This is a genomic window from Brevibacterium sp. 50QC2O2 (assembly GCF_024580675.1).
In the GTDB taxonomy this organism is placed as follows: Bacteria; Actinomycetota; Actinomycetes; order Actinomycetales; family Brevibacteriaceae; genus Brevibacterium; species Brevibacterium moorei.
Genome location: NZ_JANIJZ010000003.1, coordinates 164,005 through 184,547 on the forward strand (window position 1 = coordinate 164,005; position 20,543 = coordinate 184,547).

Consider the following 20,543-nt stretch of genomic DNA (forward strand, 5'->3'; position numbering starts at 1 on the left):
CGGCTTCCCGGTGAAGTACCGAATCTACTCTATCAGCTTCTGAAACACACCTTCATCCGGTGTGCCTTTGGAGCGTGAGGAGGTAATGCAAGTACCCTGGACTACGTGTCTAGACTTACTGAGCCGAACTCCGTCGAAGCCGCGTTCGCCAATTGGCAGGAACAGGCCGCCAAGCTGGGTGGTCGCGACACGATGCTGCACTTCCGCGATTCGCGGGATGGCCTCATCGAGCTCACCGGCGCGCACCCCTCCGGCATGGCGCAACTGTTGGCCGGTCGGCCAACGCGCCTGTCCAGCCTGATTCGCGATGCCGAGCAGCTCGCCGATGCCAGGCGCCGGGCGCGCTCGATCCGGCAGAAGGACGAACAACTGGGGTATGAGCGCGGAATCGCGGTCGCCCAACTGGCCATCGGATTCGCCTCCTGGACCAAACGCGAGGGCAGCCTGCGCCACGAGTTCAACGCCCCGATCCTGTTGCGCCATGTGCAGTTGGTCCCGCGTGGATCCAAAATCGAGGACTACGAGATCGTGCTGTCCGACGACATCACGATCAACCCCGCCCTGCGCGCGATCCTGGAGGTCGAGCACGGGGTGTTCATCGACGCCGATTCGTGGATCGACGCGACCCGCGAACGCGGTCACGGATTCGATCCACAGCCGGTGATCGACCGCCTGCGGACCGCGACCAAGGCCGTGCCCGGTCTGCTGGTCAACCATCGCCTGGTCATCTCGACATTCGCGAATATCGCCGCCACCTTCACGGGCGACGCCGGTGCAGAGGGCAATCCGCTGTTGCGCGCCCTGGCCGGCGACGTCGATGCCAGGGAGGCGCTGGTACAGCACGCCCAGCAGGCGGATCCGGGAGCGCCAGGCCCCCACGAGTCCGCGGCCGTCACGCTCAGCGCCGGGGTCTCCGACGGTTATGACGAGGTCATCCCGGAAGATGATCCGGTCAATGATTTCGGGCCGGCGGGGCTTGTGGCGATCGACTTCAGCGATGACGACGACGATTTCTTCGACGATGACGAGGACTACTACGACGAGGACTTCTTCGCCTCCCAGGCCGACTGGGGCGAGGACTCCGAGGACTCGGAGGCGCGGGAATCGGCCGAGGGGGATGCCGGTGCCGCAGAAACCGACGCGGCCGGTGCGCCGGGGCGGACTCCGGCGGAATCGGCGGCGGCCCCTCCTGTGCAGGAACAGGCAGCGCAGGAACAGGCAGCGCAGGAGCCGGCGGGACAGGATTCTGCTGCGCAGGCACAGTCCGGCGCCGCCGAGTCCCCGGCAACCGCGGCCCCGGCAAGTGACTCCCCGGCCATCGACGCCGCGAGGTCCGAAACTCCGGCGCAGGACTCCGCGGACACGACTGCCGAATCCGACCGGGCCGCGGCCTCGGATACCGACAATGGCGCCAAGCCCCAGCCGTGGCAGAGTGCGGCGGCCAGCCAGGCGACCGGCAAAGTGGAGCCCGCGGCAGGCGATGCCGAAGCCATGGAGCCAGCCGGTTCCCAGGCCCCGAAACGGACTGCGCGCGGTGCGGACGGGTCCGGGCGGGCGCACAAGCGCCGCCTGACGGTGGAGAACCCACGCGGCAGGCGCAGGCGCAAGGGTCCCATCCGGCGCACCCGCCACGTCGCCAAGGCGCCCACGCCCCTGCCCGACCGCGATCCGGCCGATGAGTTCCTCGTGCTCGACGTCGACGGTGATCAGCAGGCGGTGGTCGATGCGGCACTGGGCGGCGGAAGCTTCGTCGTCCACACCCCCGCCGGCTCGGGTGCCACCCAGGTGGCGGTGGCGACCGCGACCTCGCTGGCCCACCAGGGCAAGAACGTCTTGTACGTCGCGGCCAGCTCTGATGCGCTCGATGCCTTCGCCGGGCGGCTGGCGGCGGCGGGCCTGCCCGATCTGCTGGTCGACGGGCGCGCCGGCGACAGTGGGATGCGCAAGCGGCTGGTCTCCCTTATCGTCGATGCGGAACGCGCACAGAAGCCGGACCTGGCGAAGCTGGTCGAAGAACTCACCGAACTGCGCGGCCGCCTGCGCGACCACACCCAGGCGCTGCACCGGGAGCGCAAGCCGTGGCGGACCTCGGTCCATTCGACCATGGAGCATCTGGCGCGGCTGACCGGACGCGATCCCGGTCCCCAGACCGCGGTCCGTTTCGGACCCGAGGTGATGGATGCGACGCCCGCGGCCCGCGAGGTCCTGCGGGAGACCCTGCTGGAGTTCTCGAACCTGGGCGCCTTCACCCTCGACGTGGAGGACACCGTGTGGTTCGGGGCGAAACTCGATACCAATGAACAGGCCGAGGACGCGCGCCAGGTTGCGGAATCCGCTGCTGGCAGGCTGCCGAAGCTGATCGCGGAGGCCGAACCGGTGCTGCGCGCAGCCCATCTCAACCCGCCGCGTACGGTGGGGGACTGGGGCCAGTGCCTGCGCCTGCTGGGCGATATCGAGAAGACCTTGGAGCGCTTCGCCCCCGATATCTACGAAGCTGATCTGGACCTGTTCATCGGGGCAACAGGAAGCTCCGAGTACCGTAGGGAACGCGGTCTGAATCTGGGGATGTTCGAACGCGGGCGGATCAAGCGGGAGGCCCGCGAGTTCGTCCGCTCCGGTCTGACCGTCGAGGACTTGCATGCGGCCCTGCTCGAGGTCCGCGATGAGCGTGAGCGGTTCAACGAGTTCTCCTACTTCCGCAAGGACCATCAGGGAGCGAAACTGCCGGTCGTTCCGCCGGGCCTGGATTCGGCCAAGGCGGTGTACGAGGAACTCGCCGCCGATCTGGACCGCCTGATGCCGGTGCTGGTCGATACCCCGGATGGCGGTGACCTGGCCGGGATGCTGGTCGAGGAACTGCAGGCCCGGCTCGAGGCGATGGCCGATGACCGCGAATCGCTGGCGGAGCTGCCGGCGCGCACCGAGCTCGAGGTGCGGCTGCGCGCCGGCGGGCTGGGCGATCTATTGGACGATTTGCGCGGACGCCGGGTGCGCCACGCGATGGTCGGCGACGAGTTCGACCTGGCCTATTGGGCGACGGTGCTCCAGCAGATGGCCACCGAAGACGCACAGATCACCGGCTTGTCCGCAGCCGAGCTCGACCGGATCGTGGCGGACTACCGGCGGTGCGATTCCGCGTTCGTGGCGGCCGGTGCCCAGCGGCTACGGTACGCCCACGCACAGGCGTGGAAGCGGGCCATCCAGACTCACAAGGACCAGGCGGAGGTGGTCCGCTCCGAACTGCGCGGGGACTACCTGCACCTGGACCGGATGACGGAGAAGGCCCCCGACGTCGTCGGCGCACTGGCCCCGATCTGGATGATGAGCCCCTATCAGGTGCCGCAGAACTTCGGCGATGTGCCGCTGTTCGACACCGTGATTCTGGCCGACGCCGCGATGTTGTCGGTTGTGGAGGCGGCTCCGGCGATCACTCGGGCCAAGCAGGTCATCGCGCTCGGTGATGAGCGCCTGCTGGGTCCGCGTGAGTTCAGCGTGTCCGTGGACCGGCGCACACCCGGCCCCGAGGACCAGGTCGACAGTGTGTTCTCCGCCCTGGCGGACTTCCTGCCGCAGTACCAGCTGCACACGACGCACCGCGAATCGCCCCTGGGGCTGTCGAGGATGCTCTCAGGGCTGTTCTACGATGGGATGCTGCGCGCCCTGCCGAGCGCCAGGACGAACGACGGACCCGGCCTGGAACTGGCCTATGTGCCCGACGGACTGGGCAGCCCGGACACCGCGACCGGTCAGGTGGAGAGCCTGGAAGTCGAAGTCCAGCGCGTCGTCGACCTGGTGCTGCGCCACGCCCGGACCCGTTCGCGGGAGTCCCTTGCGGTGGTTGCGCTGACGCCGTGGCACGCCCAGCGGGTGGCCACCGCGATCCAACAGGCAATTCGCACCTATCCGTATGTGGCGTCCTTCTTCTCCTCCAGCGGGGATTCGTCGACGGGGGCCAAGGAGCCGTTCGTCGTCACGGATGCCGCACGGGTGCAGGGGATCGTCCGCGATGCCGTCATCTTCTCGCTGGGTTACGGCCGGACCCTGCAGGGCCGAGTCATCTACAACTTCGGTGCCCTGGGCGAACCCGGTGGGGAGCGCCTGCTGGCGGCCGTGGCGACCAGGGCCAGGCGTCGGCTCAGCGTCGTCAGCTGCTTCGATCCGGCGGACTTCGAACCGACCAGGCTCAAGGGCGGTGCCGCCCTGTTGCCGGACTTCCTGCGCGGTGTGTCCATGGGCTCGCGCCTGGAGGCCAGGGCCAGGGCCGCCGCGGCCGGAGTGGGCGACGACCCGCTGGTGGCCGATATCGCCTGGCGGCTGCGCAAACGGGGCCTGGCCCCGGTGGAGCGCTTCGCCGGGATCGACCTGGCCCTGCCACTGGGCAATGCGCAACAGCCCGCCCCCGCGGAGACCGGAATGGTCATGGCGATCGAATCGGACGGCCCCCGCTACGCTCTGACCGGCAGTATCAGGGAACGCGAGAGGCTGCGCGCCGAGGCTCTGGAGGCCCGGGGCTGGACCTATCGCCGCCTGTGGTCGGCGGCGGCCTTCGTCGATCCGCAGGAACAGGCCAATGGGCTGCTGCGCCTTTGGCAGCAGCAGGTCGAGGAGCTTTCGCCCCAGTCGGTGCTCGACGCCGCGCGTGCGGCGGCGGTCGTGGTCTCACGGCAGGGTTCACGGCCCAAGGTTTCACCGGGGCTGCCCGTGCACGCGTATTCGGTGGCGGCACTCGACGCGATGGTCGACTGGATCCAGTCCGATGGCGTGTACCGGACGGATGCCGAACTCATCGAACAGCTGCGCCAGGCCCTGGCCCTCAAGCCCCGCGCGGTGGAACTCAGCGATTCCCTGACCGAGGCCGTGGGCCGCTACCGCCGCCGGGTCTCCGACCGGAGGGAAGAGGGCTTCGCCCCGGTCGCCGCCCCGCGGCCGGACGCCGGGACCGATGAGTCGGAGGGATCCGTGGCCCGGACCCCCGCCGGGGACTCGGACCGGCAGCCGGGTCGCCCGGCGGACAACCCGGATCCAAAGGACGAGGGGGCCGCAGCGCCGAGCCAGGCGGCCGTGATGCCCAGCTACGACACCTCGCTGTTGCGCGAGGAGCACCTGATCGACGCGGGGCTGCGCCCGGAGGAACGAGACGAGGGCGATGACAGGGCCTGAGCACTCCGGGGAATCACCCGAGTCCGAGGAGGAGGCCGTGCGCAGGGCCGCCGCCCTGCAGGCGGCGAAGGAGGCCTATCGGCGCACACTGCGCAACGAGGCGCCCGGCGAGCACGATTCGGCCGGGGCCGAGGCCTCGGACTGGCAGCGGAAGGCCGCCTGGCTGCGGGCTCAGCGGCCCCCACACTGGGGGTGAGGTACCCGGTACGCGGGCGACGTTTGAGTGTGAAGACGACGGTGGGCCGTGTGGACTATCCCGATAACGGGAAGTCCACACGGCCCACTGTCAGTGCCGGGGGCTTCGGGCCCTGCGCCCGTCCTGTGCCCGGCCCGGTGCCGGATCAGTGCTGCGGATCGTTGTTCGACTTGGCGTTGGCCGCCAGCAGGTCGCGGATCTCGGCCAGCAGTTCCTCGCTGGTCGGCGGGACCTCTTCCTCGTCCACAGTGCCGCGCTTGCGCATATTGGCCAGCTTGTTCATCGGCATGACGATGACGAAGTAGACCACGGCGGCGATGATGAGGAAGTTCAGGGCCGCGGTGATCACGGCGCCGAAGTCCAGGAAGGTGGCGTCGACTCCGGGCCTGACGTGGAAGCCCAGGCCGCCCATGTCGGGGCTGCCGATCGCGGCGATCAGCGGGTTGATGATCTTGTCCGTGATGGCGGTGACGATCGCGGTGAACGCACCGCCGATGATGACACCGACGGCCAGTTCGATGACATTGCCGCGGAGGATGAACTCCTTGAATCCCTTGAACATACGGGTTCCCTTCGATTGACGGTGCGCTTGGCTGATCTGCCAGCCGGTACCTCACCCAATGTAGTGGAGAAAGCCGCCACCCTGGGGTAATTGGGGCGGTCGATTTCACGGCGGAGTAGTGATGTATGGCACCGTGCACGCAGCACAGACCGGTTCGCCCCTGTGCGCTGTCGGAGCAGGCTGTGCTCCGGTGGCAATACCGGGACGCCGCTTCAGTTCAACAGAGCGAAGCCGATGCCGGCACCGGACAGTGCCGCCAGCCCGCCGGCCCGATCCTGCGGGACGGACAGGGTGATGACCGTGGTCGTCCCACCGAGTGCCCCATTGCCGCGCTTTTGCACCGCGGTGACCAGGGCCTCGGGGACAAGGGTGGAATCGCGCGATTCGCCCGTGTCCGCCGTGGCGTACACGCGGACCCGGTGGCCCGGCTGCAGGACGGAGGCGTAGGCCTCGTCCGCGATCCCCACGGGGACCAGGACATGGTCCTTCTGCGGGTGTCCGCTGCCAGGGGCCGCGACCGCCCCCGGCGTCAGCACCAATGCCCCTGGCAGGTTCTGTGCGGCCACCCTGCCCTCCAGCTGGGTCGGATCGGTGAAGTGCTCGTGGGGGAGGGCCTCGTCCGGCAGTCGGGCCAGCCGCAGGTCCGCTGCGGACAGTGTCGCGCCGGCAGCGATGTCCCTGGCTGCGACAACGACGGGTGCGCCGGTGGTGTCACGGGGCACCAGGGCCCAGGCCAGCAGGGTGACCGCCAGGCCGATGGCCACGCCGGCTGCGAGCCTGCGGTGATCGCGGATCGCCTGGAGCAGGCCTGCGTGGATGGGCACCCGAGCCGAGCGGGCGGATGACTGGACGGGGCCGAAGAGTCTCATATCGGCAGTCTGCGGGCACTGTGGTGCCCGAAAACAGCCCTACGGGTGAACCTGTGGATAAACCGCGACGATAGACGGCCCCTGTGACCTTCGGTCGGCCGCAGGCCTACCGTCAGTCGTTCGAGGAGGAGCCCGCGGCGGAAGGGCTCGAAGCGGAATCGGTCCGGTAGAAGCCGGAGCCCTTGAACGTCACACCCACCGTGCCGAAGTTCTTCCGGAGCCGGCCGCCGCACTCGGGGCATTCGGTCAGAGTCGCATCCGAGAATTCCTGGTGGATGTCGAATGCGTGTCCGCAGTTCTTGCAGCTATAGGAGTACGTGGGCATGGCGACCTTTCTTAAGACCTTAGGAATTATAGTCGTCGTCAGGAGTCGGTGTTGTGCTGACCCGACTCCGTGAGCACCGCCGGCACCCGCAGGTCCCAGGGCCGGGCGTCCACGGGAACCCCCAACTCGGCGGCGAAGCACACGCCCACCACCTGGGTGCCCTCCGTCCCGGTCAGCGGGCGCAGCCCCTGCGGGCCGAAAGTGCGGTCGTAGAACCCCGCACCCTGCCCCAGTCTGGCGCCTGTCCGGTCGAAGCCCAGACCGGGCACCAGGACCAGGGCTTCGCGCCCCGTGCCGTCGCCGCCCAGCCGCAGCTCGGGAGCACCGACCCGCGGGCCGGCGGGTTCGCGGATACCCCACGGCCCGGTGGCGGGGATTTCGGCCAGGGGCCCCGTGACCCGGGCGAAGGCCAGGGGGCGATGAGGTGTGGTGACCGGCAGCCAGACCTCGGCTCCGGCGTCGTGCATCTGCTGCAGCAGGCCATCGACATCCGGTTCGCCCGGCAGTGCCGCATACCCCAACACGGTGTGGAACCGGGCCGGATCCCAGCCGGCCGGCGGGGTGAGCACGGGGTCCTGCGAGCGCTTACGGCGGGTGGCCCTGGCCGCGCGGACGGCGGCGCGCAATTCCGGCTTTCTAAGCCGGGGCTCATCTGCGGATTGGGTGGGGGACATGAACACCAGCATAGAATGATCCTATGAGTGAACAGAAAGTCAAGCGTGTGAAGAAGGCCGTCATCCCCGTGGCCGGCCTGGGCACCCGCTTCCTGCCCGCAACGAAGGCCACACCGAAGGAAATGCTGCCGGTGGTCGACAAGCCGGCCATCCAGTACGTCGTGGAAGAGGCCGTGCACGCCGGGCTCGAGGACGTCCTGATGATCACCGGGCGCAATAAGCGGCCGCTGGAGGACCACTTCGACCACGTCGACGGGCTCGAGGCGGCGCTGAAGGCCAAGGGCGATGAGAAGAAGCTGGAGCTGGTCGAGTACTCCTCGGAACTGGCCGACATCCACTATGTGCGCCAGGGTGAGCCGTTGGGCCTGGGCCACGCGGTCCTCAAGGGCGAACTGCACGTGGGTGACAATCCCTTCGCCGTGCTGCTCGGTGACGACCTGATCGACGAGCGCAATCCCATCCTGCCCGAGATGATCCGGGTCCAGGAGGCCACCGGCGGTTGCGTCGTGGCGCTCATGGAGGTCCCCGCCGACCAGATCCACCTGTACGGCTGCGCAGCGGTCGAACCCTGCGAGGACGTCGACGGGGCGGTGCGCATCACCGGTCTGGTGGAGAAGCCCGACGCCGCCGAGGCACCCTCGAACTATGCGATCATCGGCCGGTACGTGCTGGCCCCGGAGATCTTCGACGTCCTCAAGGAGACCCAGCCCGGCCGCGGCAATGAAATCCAGCTGACCGATGCGCTGCAGACCCTGGCCCAGGACGATGCCTCGGGTGGCGTCTACGGCGTCGTGTTCGATGGCCTGCGCTACGATACGGGGGACAAGCTCAGCTATCTCAAGGCCGTCGTCACAATTGCCGGCAGCCGCGATGACCTGGGCGAGGAGCTCAATGCCTGGTTGCGGGACTACGTCGCGGGCCTCGACTGAGACCCCACCACACCCGATGAGCACCACCGAAGGCGGACGATGACCAGCCATGACCGGCTCTACAGCGCCCTGTTGGTGGTCGCGGACACAACGACGCCGCCCCAGGTGATGAGTGTGGCAGGCGATGTGCTGGCCGGCCACGACTTCACGGTCCGCCGTGCTGCGGCGCCGGTGTCGGAACTGGCCGGATTGTGCACGGGCAATGCGGGTGGTGTCGATGTGGTGGTGGTCGTGGCCCGGCTCAGCCCGGGTCGCGGCAACGACGCGTCGGCCCGGATCCGGCGGGTGCTCGAGCACCCGCTGCCGGGACTGAGCGAATTGGTCCGTTCCATCCAGTACGCCTCCGGCTATGGGCGGGCGATGTTCGAGGACTGCGCAGCCGGTTGGATCGGGACGACCCTGGTGCTGGTCCTGCCCGCTGACACCGGGGCGATCTTCGATTCGCTCCACGAAGTCCTGCCACTGCTGATCGAGGTGTCCTATGGCGTCCAGCCCACCGACTCCGATTTCTTCCTGCCCGATTCGCCGGGCCTGGCCGAGGACCCCATCCCCCTGCGCGGCGCTCAGCGCGAGGCCAAGATCCTGCACCTGCCGACGCGCCCGCGGCCCGATTCCAGCCGGGCCCCCGGCGCGGGTCCGGACGATGACCCCGACACACCCCTGGGGAGCGCCTGATGGGACAGTGGCCGGTGCGGCTGAGCGATGGCGAACTCGAGCTGCGTCCCCTGGCCCGCTCCGATGCCCGTGCCTACGCCGAGGTCAGAGCGCACAACCGTGACTGGTTGCGCCCCTGGGAGGCGAGCTATCCGAACGGGCAGAAGGTGGAGACCGACTTCAAGCGGGTGCGCAGCGGACTGACCCGCGCGGCCCGGTCCGGTGATTTCCTGCCATTCGCCCTGAGCGTCGACGGGCACTTCCGCGGTCAGCTGACGGTGTCGGGTCTGCAGTGGGGTTCGATCTGCGGAGCGAGCCTGGGCTATTGGATCGACCGCCGGGTCGCGGGCCGGGGTCTGACCCCGCGGGCCGTGGCACTGGCCTGTGACTACTGCTTCCTCACACTGGGGCTGCACCGGATGGAGATCAACATCCGACCGGAGAACGCGGCGAGTCTGCGAGTCGTGGAGAAACTGGGATTCGTCTACGAGGGCCTGCGCCGCGGCTATATGCACATCGACGGGCAGTGGGCCGATCACCTGAGTTTCGCGCTCTTGGCCACGGATGTGCCCGAGGGGCTGCTGACCGCCTACCGGCGTGCGGGGCGCGCGGGCGGCTAGCAGTCGGCGCGGTGCTCAGGTCCACAGAGGGTCGGGGCCCGGGTGGGCCTCGGATTTCCGGTGGCGTGCACCCGGTGTGATTCCGATTACCGGTATGCCTGCGAATGTGGGCCTACACATGTGAGAGTCCTAGGAATTCTTGCGTGTTCGCGGACACGCCAGGTTTTATCCTCTCCCCGGACGGTTACTCACCCTAGGGTGAGTATGTGGATACCAGCATCGCGATCGCAGTCATCGTCACCGTGTTGTTCGTGTTCGCCCTGCCCCTTCTGGCTCGCCGTGGGGATACTGCGGCCCAGGAGTCCCAGCGCGACACGCTGCCGGAGACCGCCCTTCCCGTGACAGCGGACGTGGACGTGCGCGCCGACTGCGGTGCGGCAGGCTCCCTGCCGGGGATACTCACCCCGACGGCCCGACCGTCGCTGCCCCTGTCAGGGACGGCGGAGTCCGCCCCGGCGGCCCATCTCATCCTGGGCCCGCAGACGCCCCGTCTGCGCGTGGTCGAGGGCGACCTGGCGCGCGGCGCCGGTGTGTCCGGCGGACTCGAACAGGACGGCGCCGAACAGGGCGTCGAACAGCCGGAGGAACAGGTGCTGCCGATGGCGGTGGGGCAGGGGGCTCCCATCGTACTGGAAACCCAGTCCGGACCCGGCGAGTCGGCCGGGGCACCCACCGGATTGCACATCGTGGGGTCGTCAGATATCAGAGTTCATGACAGGATGGATGATCACGGCTCCATCGGCAGCACCCTCGGACCCACATCGTCGACCACTGCAGGTTTGGATATGACTATGCACAATGCGCAGCACCGTCCCGGTACGCACGTGACCCATGGTCCGGCCCACCGGCCCACCGCCCGGACGTCCACCCCCCGGGTGGACTCGAGCGCCGCTCCGGCCCGATCGACCGCCACCCCACGGGCGGCGGGACTCAAGCGCATGTTCGGGTTGTCCTTCGCCGTATTCGGCCTGGTCGCCCTGGTCACGGCGGTGCTGAGCATCTTCACCTCGCTGCTGCTGGCCGTGCCAGTGCTCTCGGCGGCTCTGAGCCTGAGCAGCCTGTTGGTCGTCGTCTTCCTGAATTTCACCGCCGACGAGGCCCCCGCCATGAGCGAGCGGCCCGCCGAGCGGCCCGTGGTTGAGCGTCCTGCCGCGCAGCGGAACGCAGCAGGCCGGTCCACCGGATCGCAGCGCCCGGCCCCGGCAGACGAAAACGCTCGCTCGGCTGGGCAGGAGAAGGTACGTCCCAGGGCCCAGGACCGGCCTGCCGCCGCCACCGAATCGAAGCCGCGCTCCCGGGCCGCCGCCGGAGTTCGCACCCCGGCGCAGGCCTCGCAGGCGGCAGCGGTCCGTCAGGCGCGTCTCGCCAGGGCCGCTCAGACCGCCGCAGCACAGGCCCCGCGCCCGGAGGAGACGTCCAGCGCTGCCGGCCCCGCCCCGACCGTTCCGCAGCGGCCGGACCGGGTGCCGGCGCCGGTGGTCATCGGCCACGATGAAGAGGACACGAACGTCATCATGCGCCGTGGGTCCGCAGCCCCCGGAAAGGCGAGCCCCGCTGCTGCGCAGGGCTCCAAGCCGGCCGCGCCCGCGGCGCCGGACGAGCCGGAGGCGGCTCCCGCCCCTGCCGCGCCCGAACTGCACCTGGGCTCGGCGTGGAAGCCGGCCGGCGTGCCCGTTCCCACCTATGTCAACGCCCCCGAGGTGCCGCGTGTGGCCTCGGCCGCCCGCCAGGCTGATGCCGCTTCCTACGCCGGCGGTCATCGTGATGCCGCGGCGGAGTCCTTCGTCGCCGAAGTCGGTGAGCGTGCAGAACTGACTGATGCGAGCCGCGAGGACGGGCCCCTGGCCCATGGCCGCGCGGCCATCCGCGGTGGGGAGTCGAAGCGCTCCAGTGCCGCCGTCGAGCTGCCGGCGACCGGGACTTCCGGTCTGGGCTCGCTGGACGACGTGCTGGCCCGCCGTCGCGCCTGAGCGGGCGGCTGCCCGGTAGCTGGTGCCCGGCGTGAGTTCGAGCGGGCCCAGCGGCTTCGAACGGCAGTGGCTTCGAACGGCGGAGCATAGGGCAGAACCCATGACGAGGCCCCGATCCTGATCAGGATCGGGGCCCTCGTCTATTCGGCGCCGGTGGGCGGGCCTTGGGCCACTCGAGGGGTCCTGCCCGGCACCCGGGGGTGAGCAGGGCCGCCGGGCGGCGGTGCGCCGCCCGGCGGCATCGGCTCAGGCGAAGCGGGGGACCGCAGTGTACTTGGTCTCGAGGAACTCGTCGATGCCGACCGAACCGCCCTCACGGCCCAGACCGGACTGCTTGACGCCACCGAAGGGCGCAGCCGGGTTCGACACCAGACCGGTGTTCAGGCCGATCATGCCGCATTCCAGCCGCTCCGAGAGGTCCAGGCCGCGCTGCAGATTCTCCGTGAACAGGTAACCCGCCAGGCCGAAATCGGTCTCATTGGCCTTCTCGATGGCCTCGTCGTCGGTGTCGAAGACGATGATCGGGGCGACCGGGCCGAAGATCTCCTCGCTGCGCAGGGCAACGTGCTCCGGGATATCGGTGACGACGGTCGGCGCGTAGAAGAAGCCGGCGCCCTCAACCTTCGCCCCACCGGTGACCACCGTCGCGCCGGCGGCCACGGCCTCGTCGACCAGGCCGGCGACCTTGTCGCGCGCGGCCTCCTCGACCAGCGGACCGACCTCGATGCCGTCTTCCAGACCGTTGCCCACGGTCATCGCCGACATCCGCGCGGCCAGCTTCTGGGTGAACTCCTCGGCCACCGCACGGTGGACGAAGAAGCGGTTGGCAGCCGTGCAGGCCTCGCCGATATTGCGCATCTTGGCCAGCATTGCGCCCTCGACGGCCTTGTCGACGTCGGCATCCTCGCAGACGACGAACGGGGCGTTGCCACCCAGTTCCATGGACGTCTTCATAACGCCCTTGGCGGCCTGTTCGAGCAGGCCCACACCCACCTCGGTCGAACCGGTGAAGGTGATCTTGCGGGCGATGCCCGACTCCATCCAGGGGGTGACCACGCGGCGCGCGGAGTTGGAGGTGACGACGTTGAGCACACCGGCGGGCAGACCGGCTTCCTCCAGGATCTCCGTGAGGAAGAAGGAGGTCAGCGGCGTCAGCTTGGCGGGCTTGAGCACCATGGTGCAGCCGGCGGCGATCGCCGGGCCGATCTTGCGAGTGCCCATGGCCAGGGGGAAGTTCCAGGGGGTGACGAGGATGGCGGGACCCACCGGTTCCTTCGAGACCATGATGCGGGTGTTGCCATCGGTGGAGTTCATGAACTCGCCCTTGACACGGACGGCCTCTTCGGAGAACCAGCGGAAGAACTCGCCGCCGTAGCTCACCTCGCCCAGGGCCTCGGAGAAGGGCTTGCCCATCTCCGCGGTCATCACCGCTGCGATCTCGTTCTTGCGCTCGCCCAGCAGTTCGAAGGCGCGGCGCAGGATCTCACCGCGTTCGCGGGCGGGGACCCGGGCCCAGGACTTCTGCGTCTCGCCTGCGACCCTGATCGCCTCGAGCGCATCGGCCTCGGATGCATCGGCGATCTGGGTGAGGACCTCACCGGTGGCGGGGTTGACGACGTCGATGGTCTTGCCGCCCTCGGCATCGCGCCACTGGCCGTTGATGTAAACCCCGGTGTGGAGCTTGTCGATGATGGCTTGCACGTCCATGTTGCTGTGCCTTTCGTTAAGGGATAAGCGGGTGCTCGCGAGGGTTACACCCTTGGGGCCAAGTGTAGTAGGAAACCCCCGACCACCCCAGGGACACGGTTCACCTGGTGGGACGGGGCGCGGGTGTATGCGATGTGCAAATGGTTTGACCTGGAAGGGAACTGGATGTTCAATGGGAAAGGTGTGGGCCTTCCCCGGCCCAGCACGCACATCCCTACCCCACACAATCCCCGATATGCGTCCCGCCGCCGTGCGCGGACCCGCTTATTGCCCAAAGGAGCATCCCCATGACATCGTCGCCGACCCCGGCTGCGCCCACTTCTCCCGCACCCCCTGCGGCCGTGAAACACAGGGACCGGACCCACTGGCTCTACATCGGCGTGATCTTCGCCGTGGTTCTGGGCGTCATCGTCGGCCTCATGACCGGCCCCGCCGCCGGCGGACTGCAGGTTCTGGCCGATATCTTCATCGCGCTGATCAAGATGATCATCGCCCCGGTCATCTTCTGCACCATCGTCACCGGCGTGGGCGCGATCGCGAAGGCCAGCACCGTCGGCAAAGTCGGCATCATGGCGATCGTGTACTTCCTCATCATGTCGACCCTGGCCCTGATCATCGGGTTGTTCGTCGGCAATGTCATCCATCCCGGTGACGGACTGCACCTGAGCGCGTACGAGGCGGGCAAGTCCGGTGGCGGGCACGGCGCCTGGGATATGGTCTTCGAGATCATCCCCGGCGATGTGCCCGTGCTGCCGACCCTGTTCACCGCGCTGCTGGTGGGCTTCGCCCTGCAGGGAATGGGGGAGAAGGGGCAGCCGCTGTTGGAGCTGGTCCAGGTCATTCAGAAGGTCGTTCTGAAGATCATGTCATGGATCATGTGGACGGCCCCGTTCGGCGCCTTCGGGGCGATCGCTGCGGTGGTCGGCAAGACGGGGTGGGCCGCCATCGGTTCGCTGGCGATCCTGATGGGTGCCTTCTACCTGACGTGCATCCTGTTCATCGCCGTGATCCTGGGGCTGGTGCTCAAGTTGTTCACCGGCTTCAACATCTTCAAACTCATGAAGTACCTGGGCAAGGAATACCTGTTGATCTTCTCGACCTCCTCGTCCGAATCCGCACTGCCCCGGCTGATCGCCAAGATGGAGCACATCGGCGTGTCCAAGCCCGTGGTGGGCATCGTCGTGCCCACCGGATACTCCTTCAACCTCGACGGCACCGCGATCTACCTGACCATGTCGGCGCTGTTCGTCGCCAATGCGATGGGTGATCCGATGAATCTGGGCCAGCAGATCTCCCTGCTGGTCGTCATGATCATCGCGGCCAAGGGAGCCGCCGGGGTCTCCGGTGCGGGACTGTCCACCCTGGCCGCCGGCCTGTCCGCCCACAAGCCGGAGATGCTGGGCGGAATGGGCGTGATCGTGGGCATCGACAAGTTCATGTCAGAAGCCCGCGCCCTGACCAACTTCACCGGCAACGCCGTCGCCACCCTGCTGGTCGGCACCTGGACGAAGGAAGTCGACAAGGAGCAGGTCCAACGCGTCCTCAACGGCAGCGATCCCTTCGACGAGGTGAACTTCGTCGACGAACACTGAGCGCCGGGCATCCGGTTAGCGCGTAGACACCAAGCCGGCGCATAGACACCATCCTGGCGCGGGATCTACCTGCTATAGCACGTAAATCCCGCGCCAGGATGGTGTCTACGAATGATCTGGTGTTCCGGGACGCCGAGCTCCCCACCCAGGGACCAGCGCCTGTGGACACATGTGCGACCCTGCGTCGTTCCGGGCTGTGGACCGATCGGGTTGTCCACAGACGGGAATCGGCCCCTGGACCCGGGCGGTCATCCGCGCCAAAGTTGCCGGCATGAGAAACGTCTTCACAGCCGAACAGGCTACCGCCGTGGGAATCCGGCACGAGGCCCTGCGCCGCGGGCTGCGCTGCTGCTTGTCCCATGTGGCCCGCGGAGCGTACATCGTTCTCGCCGAATGTACGGGGCATCCGGAGTTCCACCGTTTCATCGACGACTCCGCGATGCTGGAAATCGTACGCAAACTGTCGGCGAACCGCTCGGATACCGGGCTGCGCGCCAGATTCTGGGCCGGCGTGCATGTGGGTCTGGTCCAGGTGGTATCCGGTATCAGGGACAGTGACGTGGTCAGCCATGAGTCGGCGGCACTGGTGCACGGCATTCCGATCCTGCAAGCACGACCCGGCCACGTGACGGTCAGCAGTCCTGACCGATCGCGGACCCAGGCCGTGCTCCGACGCCGCCAGCGCGATATCCCATCCGCGCAGGTGTTGGGATGGGGCCAGCTCAAAGTCACCGACCCCGTCCGGACGGCTGTGGACCTGGCCGCTGACATATCGCTGGAGGCCGGGGTGATCGCGCTGGACCATCTGCTGCGGGGCGCCCCGGACGCCGGTGGAGTGCGCGGGCAGCTGGCGCTGATCGTCGAATCCGATTGGCGTTTGAGTCACAGCAGACGGGTAAGGACCTGTCTGTCCCTGGCCACCGGGCTGGCAGAGAGCCCGGGGGAGAGCCTGTGTCTGGTCCGCTTCTACGAATGTGGAATGGTACCCGTGGTCGAACAGCAGGTGCCGATCTACGATCGGCACGGGGCCCTCATCGCCAGGGTGGACTTCCGGGTCAACGGGACGACCATCATCGAGGTCGACGGGGCGGCGAAGTACAAGACCGTTGAACAGGGCGGCTACCGGCGGGCAGGTGAGGATCCCCTGCTCGCGGAGAAGCGCCGTCAACACCGCCTCGAAGCCGAGGGGTATCGGGTGGAGCGCCCGATGTGGGCCGAGGTCGTCGATCCGAGCACATTCAAGCGCCGGATGCGGGACCTGGGCCTGCTGCCATGAAGCCAGGCACCGCCTCAGCGCGCAGACACCATACCCGCGCCGAGACACCATCCTGGCGCAAACACCAAGCCGGCGCACAGACACCAAGTCGGCGCGGGATCTACCTGCTATAGCACGTAAATCCCGCGCCAGGATGGTGTCTATGGAAGGGCGGGGGCCAGGTGGGCGTCCCAATCGTGGTGTTCGCTGAGGAAGTGCGTCACATAGGAGCACTCCGATCTGATGCGCAGGCCCCGGGCAACCGCATCGTCGAGCGCAGCGCGGACCACTTGGGCGGCATAGCCCCGGCCGCCGAACTCGGGGACGGTCACGGTGTGGTTGAACACGCGGGTCGTGGGTGCAGGGGCCGCAGGCGCCGTGGTCTGCACGGCGTCCCCGGCGGCCGATCCCGCCTCCGGGGACACACCCGTTCCCGACTCATCGTAGAAGGCGGCGAAGGCCACCGGGACGTCCGGGCGTTCGGGCAATACGCCCACGTATCTGTTGGCGCCCGCGGGAATATCCACCTGCAAATTGCTCATGTCCGCATCGTACGCATAACCTGAAACACAGGGTAATGAGGTGAGTCACAAGCCCTCCGTACCATCGAGCCAGACAATCCGCGCCAGCCAATCACAGAACCGCAAGGGAGCTTCATGCTCGACATCTCCGCAGACAGCCTGTACTCCGCGCTCACCCCGGCGCGCGCCATCCGCACCATCATGGAGGCCGTGACCCGGGTCGATCCGGAATCGGTTCCCGAACGCCTTTCGAGCTCCCTGCCGCACGGCACCCTGCTCTATATGCCCGGTTCCTACGGCACCTATGATGCGCTCAAAGTCCTGACCCTGACCCCGGACAACCCCGCCCGCGGACTGCCGTACATCCAGGGCACCTGCACCCTGTACGACGGCACCACACATGCCGAGTTGGCCCGCGTCGAGGGTGCCGCACTGACAGCACTGCGCACCCCGGCGGTGTCTCTGGCCGGTGTCTTCCATGCGCTGCGCCGTCGGTTCCCCACGGGGGTGCGGGTCGCGCTGTTCGGCAATGGCGTCCAGGCGCTGCCGCATCTGCGGGCCGCAGCGGCGGTCGTGCCGCTCGACCATGTCGACGTGTTCGTGCGGACCGCCGGCCGTGCCGCCGAGGTCCTGGCCGGCCTGGCGCGCACCCCCGGCCGGCCGCAGACCGCAGCTGAGCAGACCGCAGCCGAGCCGACGGGCGCGGCGGAGAAGACGACCGGGTTGAGCTGTGCCGAGGTCCTCCAAAACACTCCGGAGGCCGCGGAGGCACTGCGCGCAGCCGATCTCGTCATCACCGTCACCTCGTCCGGCGAGCCCCTGTTCGCCGCGGCCGACGTCAAAGACGATGCCGTGGTCGTCGCAGCCGGCTCCCACGCCCCCGAACGCCGTGAATTGCCAGCGGAGCTGATGGGCCGGGCCACCGTGATCGTCGAAAGCCGGGCCGCGGTCCTGTCCGAATGCGGTGACGCCCTGCTGGCCCAGCGGGAGGGCCTGTTCGATCCCGCAGACGCGGTGACCTTCCGTGACACCGTCGTGGCGGAGGGCCGGAATCTGCCGGACACCGGTCCTATTGTGTTCAAAACAGCCGGCATGGGCTGGGAGGACGCGGCGCTCGCGGCCTGGACATACGAAGCCCTGCGTGACTCGACCGAGTCCGGGGCGGGGACCAGCGGCACCACGGTTACAGCCGGCCACGTCGAGTCGCGGCTGGGGGAGGGGCTACGGCTGGCCGCTGCGACCTCGGCCGATATCGGGGAACTGGTGGCACTGGTCGAATCGGCCTACCGCGGCGATTCCAGCCGCGCAGGCTGGACGACCGAGGCGGATCTGTTGGGCGGTCAGCGACTGGACGCCGAGATGGCCGCCGCGGCCCTGGCCGATCCGGACTCCGTGACCCTGGTGGTGCGCGATGGGGACTCCGGCGCGCTGGCAGGCACTGTGCTGCTCAAACGCGAGGATGCGCGCACCGCCTACTACGGCACCTTCGCGGTGGCCCCCACCCGGCAGGGATCGGGACTGGGCAGCGCGCTCATGGCGGTGGCACAGGACTGGGCGCGGGAGCACTGGGCGGCGAGCCGGATGCGGATGACGGTGATCAACAAGCGCTCCGACCTCATCGCCTATTATGAGCGCAAGCGGTGGGCGCGCACGGGCGCCACGGAGCCCTTCCCGTACGGCCAGCCGCGCTTCGGCATTCCGAAGGTCGACGATCTGGAGTTCGTCGAACTGGCCCTGGACCTGTAGCCGAGTGACCCGAACGGCTCGAACCCGAGTACCGAGGACCCGGACGGCTCAAACAAGAGCAGGCACTTCGGTCCGATTTCCCTGCCGGGAATCAGACCGAAGTGCCTGCGAATGTGAGGCCTGGGGCGCCTGGCCCGGAACGTTTAGACCGGGACGCCAGGACTAGGGGGCGGGGGAGGGTGCCTAGAACAGGCTGGCGGGCCAGACCAGGCCGCCCACCAGCAGGACCGGGCCGACGACGACCATCGACATGCCGAACCACGTGAAGATCCGCACCAGCTTGGGCTTCTCGGACTCGGGCGCGGTGGCCACGGCGGTGGCGCCGTTGGTGGAGAAGGGGCTGACGTCGACCACTGCCGAGCAGATGCCCAGCGCTGCGATGAGCGCCCAGCCGGGCAGCGCGCCGTCGGCGACCATCGGCAGGGCCAGCGGGATGAGTGCTGCCAGGATGCCGGTGGTCGAGGCGAAGGCGGAGACCAGACCGCCGACCAGGCACAGGACGAAGGCGGCGATGAGCGGGGAGCCGATGGACTTGGCCCCCTGGCCCAGCAGTTCGACGGCGCCCATTTCCTCGAGTACGCCCACATAGGTGATGATGCCGCCGACCAACAACACGGTCGACCAGTCGATCTTCGTGATCGCGCCCTTGGAAGCGCTGGGGTCCAACAGCAGCAGAATCGCCGAGAGGCCGAAGCAGATCAGGCCGATGTCGGGCTTCTGACCGAAGGCGGCCAGCACGACGACACTGGCCAGCAGTACGACGATGGCCACACAGGTGACGATCTGCATCCAGGTCAGGCCCTTGACTGCGGTCGCCTCTGCGCCGGTGTGGGCGTCATCGGCGGTGAACATCGCCTGGTCCTCGTCGTCCTCGCCGAACTGCACGGTGGACGTCGAGGCCTTGCCGCGGCTGATCGCCGAGGCGCCGGACTTGGGCTGGTAGACGGGATTGTCGTTGTGTTCCATATCCGGTCCGGTCACCGCCAGGCGCTTCGCCGCGCGGTGGGCGCGGAAGGAGTCCCGGCCCAGCACCAGATAAGCGGCGATGAGCATGAGCGCATAGGTCGCCAGCGCGATTCCGAACAACTGGAAGCCGCCCAGGTCGATGCCCGCATTGTTCGCGGTGCCATAGGTGACGATGCCGTAGAGGCTGGTCGGGGCGAAACCGCCGGCGCCGATGGCAAAGCAGATCGACATGCCCATGAGGGCGAAGTTGACGTTGTAGCGCCGTGCCACCTGCATGCCGATGGGCATCATCACCAGACCGGCCAGGGGCGCGCCCATGGCGGAGATGCAGCCGGTGAGCACGAAGAACACGAAGGGCAACACCAGTGGATTGGCGCCGACCTTGGACAGGGCCATGTCGATCAACCGGTCAACGGTGCCGTTGGTCTGCGCGATCGCGAAGAACAGGGTCACTCCGACCAGCAGCACCATGATGTCCAGGGGGAAGCCCGCGACGATGTCCGCAGCCTTCATATGTGCGATCGTCAGGCCGACGCCCGCAGCGCCGGCGAGCATCAGCACGCCGATGTGGACACCGCGGATGGCACCGACGGCGAAGATGGCGATGAATATCAGGATCGCGACTAACTGGGCGGTCAAAAGCAGGGCTCCTTCTGGGAGACGGTGGATGGGCCGGCGCACCTGGTGGGGTGCCGCCGGCGGTGAACGAAGCGCGCACTCCAGTGTGCCGCCGCGTGGACAGGATTTGTCATCCAAACGTACGGCAATCACTCAGCTTTGGCGCATATCTACAAGGG

At 68.1% G+C, this 20,543-nt stretch carries 16 protein-coding genes; 9 read left to right on the forward strand and 7 right to left on the reverse strand.

Going from position 1 to position 20,543, the window contains the following annotated elements; translation table 11 throughout:
* The first annotated feature begins 105 nt into the window (after positions 1-105).
* Positions 106-5,160, forward strand: a complete 5,055-nt coding sequence (locus tag NQ038_RS03890) for a DUF4011 domain-containing protein (RefSeq protein WP_257047725.1) — start codon at positions 106-108, stop codon at positions 5,158-5,160.
* Positions 5,147-5,356 carry a hypothetical protein gene (locus NQ038_RS03895; RefSeq protein WP_257047726.1) on the forward strand — a complete coding sequence of 70 codons (210 nt, stop codon included), beginning with the start codon at positions 5,147-5,149 and terminating at the stop codon, positions 5,354-5,356. The genes NQ038_RS03890 and NQ038_RS03895 overlap by 14 nt, the downstream gene beginning before the upstream one ends.
* Positions 5,357-5,501: 145 nt before the next feature.
* On the opposite strand, the gene mscL is transcribed toward NQ038_RS03895, so the two are convergent.
* From mscL to NQ038_RS03915, 4 genes are all read right to left on the reverse strand, one after another.
* Entirely contained in the window at positions 5,502-5,918 is a 417-nt protein-coding gene (mscL, locus tag NQ038_RS03900) for a large-conductance mechanosensitive channel protein MscL (protein ID WP_257047727.1), read from the reverse strand.
* Positions 5,919-6,130: 212 nt separating this feature from the next.
* Positions 6,131-6,787: an SAF domain-containing protein gene (locus NQ038_RS03905; RefSeq protein WP_257047728.1), complete on the reverse strand. Its 657-nt coding sequence runs from the start codon at positions 6,785-6,787 to the stop codon at positions 6,131-6,133.
* Between the two features lie 112 nt (positions 6,788-6,899).
* Complete coding sequence (locus NQ038_RS03910) at positions 6,900-7,112, reverse strand: FmdB family zinc ribbon protein (protein ID WP_257047729.1); 213 nt, start codon at positions 7,110-7,112, stop codon at positions 6,900-6,902.
* A 38-nt stretch (positions 7,113-7,150) separates the two neighbouring features.
* A complete protein-coding gene (locus tag NQ038_RS03915; RefSeq protein ID WP_257047731.1) occupies positions 7,151-7,798 on the reverse strand; it encodes a 5-formyltetrahydrofolate cyclo-ligase in 648 nt (215 codons plus the stop codon).
* 11 nt (positions 7,799-7,809) lie between these two features.
* Here NQ038_RS03915 and galU point away from each other — a divergent pair, with 11 nt between their 5' ends.
* The 4 genes from galU (at position 7,810) to NQ038_RS03935 (ending at position 11,959) form a co-directional block, all read left to right on the forward strand.
* Positions 7,810-8,715, forward strand: coding sequence for a UTP--glucose-1-phosphate uridylyltransferase GalU (gene galU, locus NQ038_RS03920; RefSeq protein WP_257047733.1), 906 nt, complete (start codon positions 7,810-7,812; stop codon positions 8,713-8,715).
* 39 nt (positions 8,716-8,754) lie between these two features.
* On the forward strand, positions 8,755-9,390 hold the full coding sequence (locus NQ038_RS03925) for a hypothetical protein (protein WP_257047735.1): 636 nt from the start codon (positions 8,755-8,757) through the stop codon (positions 9,388-9,390).
* Positions 9,390-9,989: a GNAT family N-acetyltransferase gene (locus tag NQ038_RS03930; protein WP_257047736.1), complete on the forward strand. Its 600-nt coding sequence runs from the start codon at positions 9,390-9,392 to the stop codon at positions 9,987-9,989. Before NQ038_RS03925 ends, NQ038_RS03930 begins: the two co-directional genes overlap by 1 nt.
* A gap of 206 nt (positions 9,990-10,195) precedes the next feature.
* Positions 10,196-11,959: a hypothetical protein gene (locus tag NQ038_RS03935; RefSeq protein ID WP_257047737.1), complete on the forward strand. Its 1,764-nt coding sequence runs from the start codon at positions 10,196-10,198 to the stop codon at positions 11,957-11,959.
* 246 nt (positions 11,960-12,205) lie between these two features.
* Here the strand turns inward: NQ038_RS03935 and NQ038_RS03940 are convergent, their stop codons facing one another.
* Complete coding sequence (locus NQ038_RS03940; protein ID WP_257047738.1) at positions 12,206-13,666, reverse strand: NAD-dependent succinate-semialdehyde dehydrogenase; 1,461 nt, start codon at positions 13,664-13,666, stop codon at positions 12,206-12,208.
* 287 nt (positions 13,667-13,953) lie between these two features.
* Here NQ038_RS03940 and NQ038_RS03945 point away from each other — a divergent pair, with 287 nt between their 5' ends.
* Positions 13,954-15,258 carry a cation:dicarboxylate symporter family transporter gene (locus NQ038_RS03945; protein WP_257047739.1) on the forward strand — a complete coding sequence of 435 codons (1,305 nt, stop codon included), beginning with the start codon at positions 13,954-13,956 and terminating at the stop codon, positions 15,256-15,258.
* Positions 15,259-15,529: 271 nt separating this feature from the next.
* Entirely contained in the window at positions 15,530-16,534 is a 1,005-nt protein-coding gene (locus NQ038_RS03950) for a hypothetical protein (protein WP_257047740.1), read from the forward strand.
* A gap of 140 nt (positions 16,535-16,674) precedes the next feature.
* Here the strand turns inward: NQ038_RS03950 and NQ038_RS03955 are convergent, their stop codons facing one another.
* On the reverse strand, positions 16,675-17,055 hold the full coding sequence (locus NQ038_RS03955; RefSeq protein WP_257047741.1) for a GNAT family N-acetyltransferase: 381 nt from the start codon (positions 17,053-17,055) through the stop codon (positions 16,675-16,677).
* A gap of 114 nt (positions 17,056-17,169) precedes the next feature.
* On the opposite strand from NQ038_RS03955, the gene NQ038_RS03960 reads away from it, so the two are divergent.
* On the forward strand, positions 17,170-18,780 hold the full coding sequence (locus NQ038_RS03960) for a GNAT family N-acetyltransferase (RefSeq protein ID WP_257047742.1): 1,611 nt from the start codon (positions 17,170-17,172) through the stop codon (positions 18,778-18,780).
* A 183-nt stretch (positions 18,781-18,963) separates the two neighbouring features.
* Here NQ038_RS03960 and NQ038_RS03965 read toward each other — a convergent pair whose 3' ends face one another.
* On the reverse strand, positions 18,964-20,385 hold the full coding sequence (locus NQ038_RS03965) for an SLC13 family permease (RefSeq protein WP_257047743.1): 1,422 nt from the start codon (positions 20,383-20,385) through the stop codon (positions 18,964-18,966).
* Between the last annotated feature and the right edge of the window lie 158 nt (positions 20,386-20,543).

Bases quoted from the DNA above. Each gene is read 5' to 3' on its own strand.
- NQ038_RS03915 (WP_257047731.1), bottom strand. From the start codon at position 7,798: ATGCTGGTGTTCATGTCCCCCACCCAATCCGCAGATGAGCCCCGGCTT.
- NQ038_RS03940 (WP_257047738.1), bottom strand. From the start codon at position 13,666: ATGGACGTGCAAGCCATCATCGACAAGCTCCACACCGGGGTTTACATC.
- NQ038_RS03925 (WP_257047735.1), top strand. From the start codon at position 8,755: ATGACCAGCCATGACCGGCTCTACAGCGCCCTGTTGGTGGTCGCGGAC.
- NQ038_RS03955 (WP_257047741.1), bottom strand. From the start codon at position 17,055: ATGAGCAATTTGCAGGTGGATATTCCCGCGGGCGCCAACAGATACGTG.
- NQ038_RS03905 (WP_257047728.1), bottom strand. From the start codon at position 6,787: ATGAGACTCTTCGGCCCCGTCCAGTCATCCGCCCGCTCGGCTCGGGTG.
- NQ038_RS03960 (WP_257047742.1), top strand. From the start codon at position 17,170: ATGCTCGACATCTCCGCAGACAGCCTGTACTCCGCGCTCACCCCGGCG.
- NQ038_RS03910 (WP_257047729.1), bottom strand. From the start codon at position 7,112: ATGCCCACGTACTCCTATAGCTGCAAGAACTGCGGACACGCATTCGAC.
- galU (WP_257047733.1), top strand. From the start codon at position 7,810: ATGAGTGAACAGAAAGTCAAGCGTGTGAAGAAGGCCGTCATCCCCGTG.
- NQ038_RS03945 (WP_257047739.1), top strand. From the start codon at position 13,954: ATGACATCGTCGCCGACCCCGGCTGCGCCCACTTCTCCCGCACCCCCT.
- mscL (WP_257047727.1), bottom strand. From the start codon at position 5,918: ATGTTCAAGGGATTCAAGGAGTTCATCCTCCGCGGCAATGTCATCGAA.
- NQ038_RS03895 (WP_257047726.1), top strand. From the start codon at position 5,147: ATGACAGGGCCTGAGCACTCCGGGGAATCACCCGAGTCCGAGGAGGAG.
- NQ038_RS03930 (WP_257047736.1), top strand. From the start codon at position 9,390: ATGGGACAGTGGCCGGTGCGGCTGAGCGATGGCGAACTCGAGCTGCGT.
- NQ038_RS03950 (WP_257047740.1), top strand. From the start codon at position 15,530: ATGAGAAACGTCTTCACAGCCGAACAGGCTACCGCCGTGGGAATCCGG.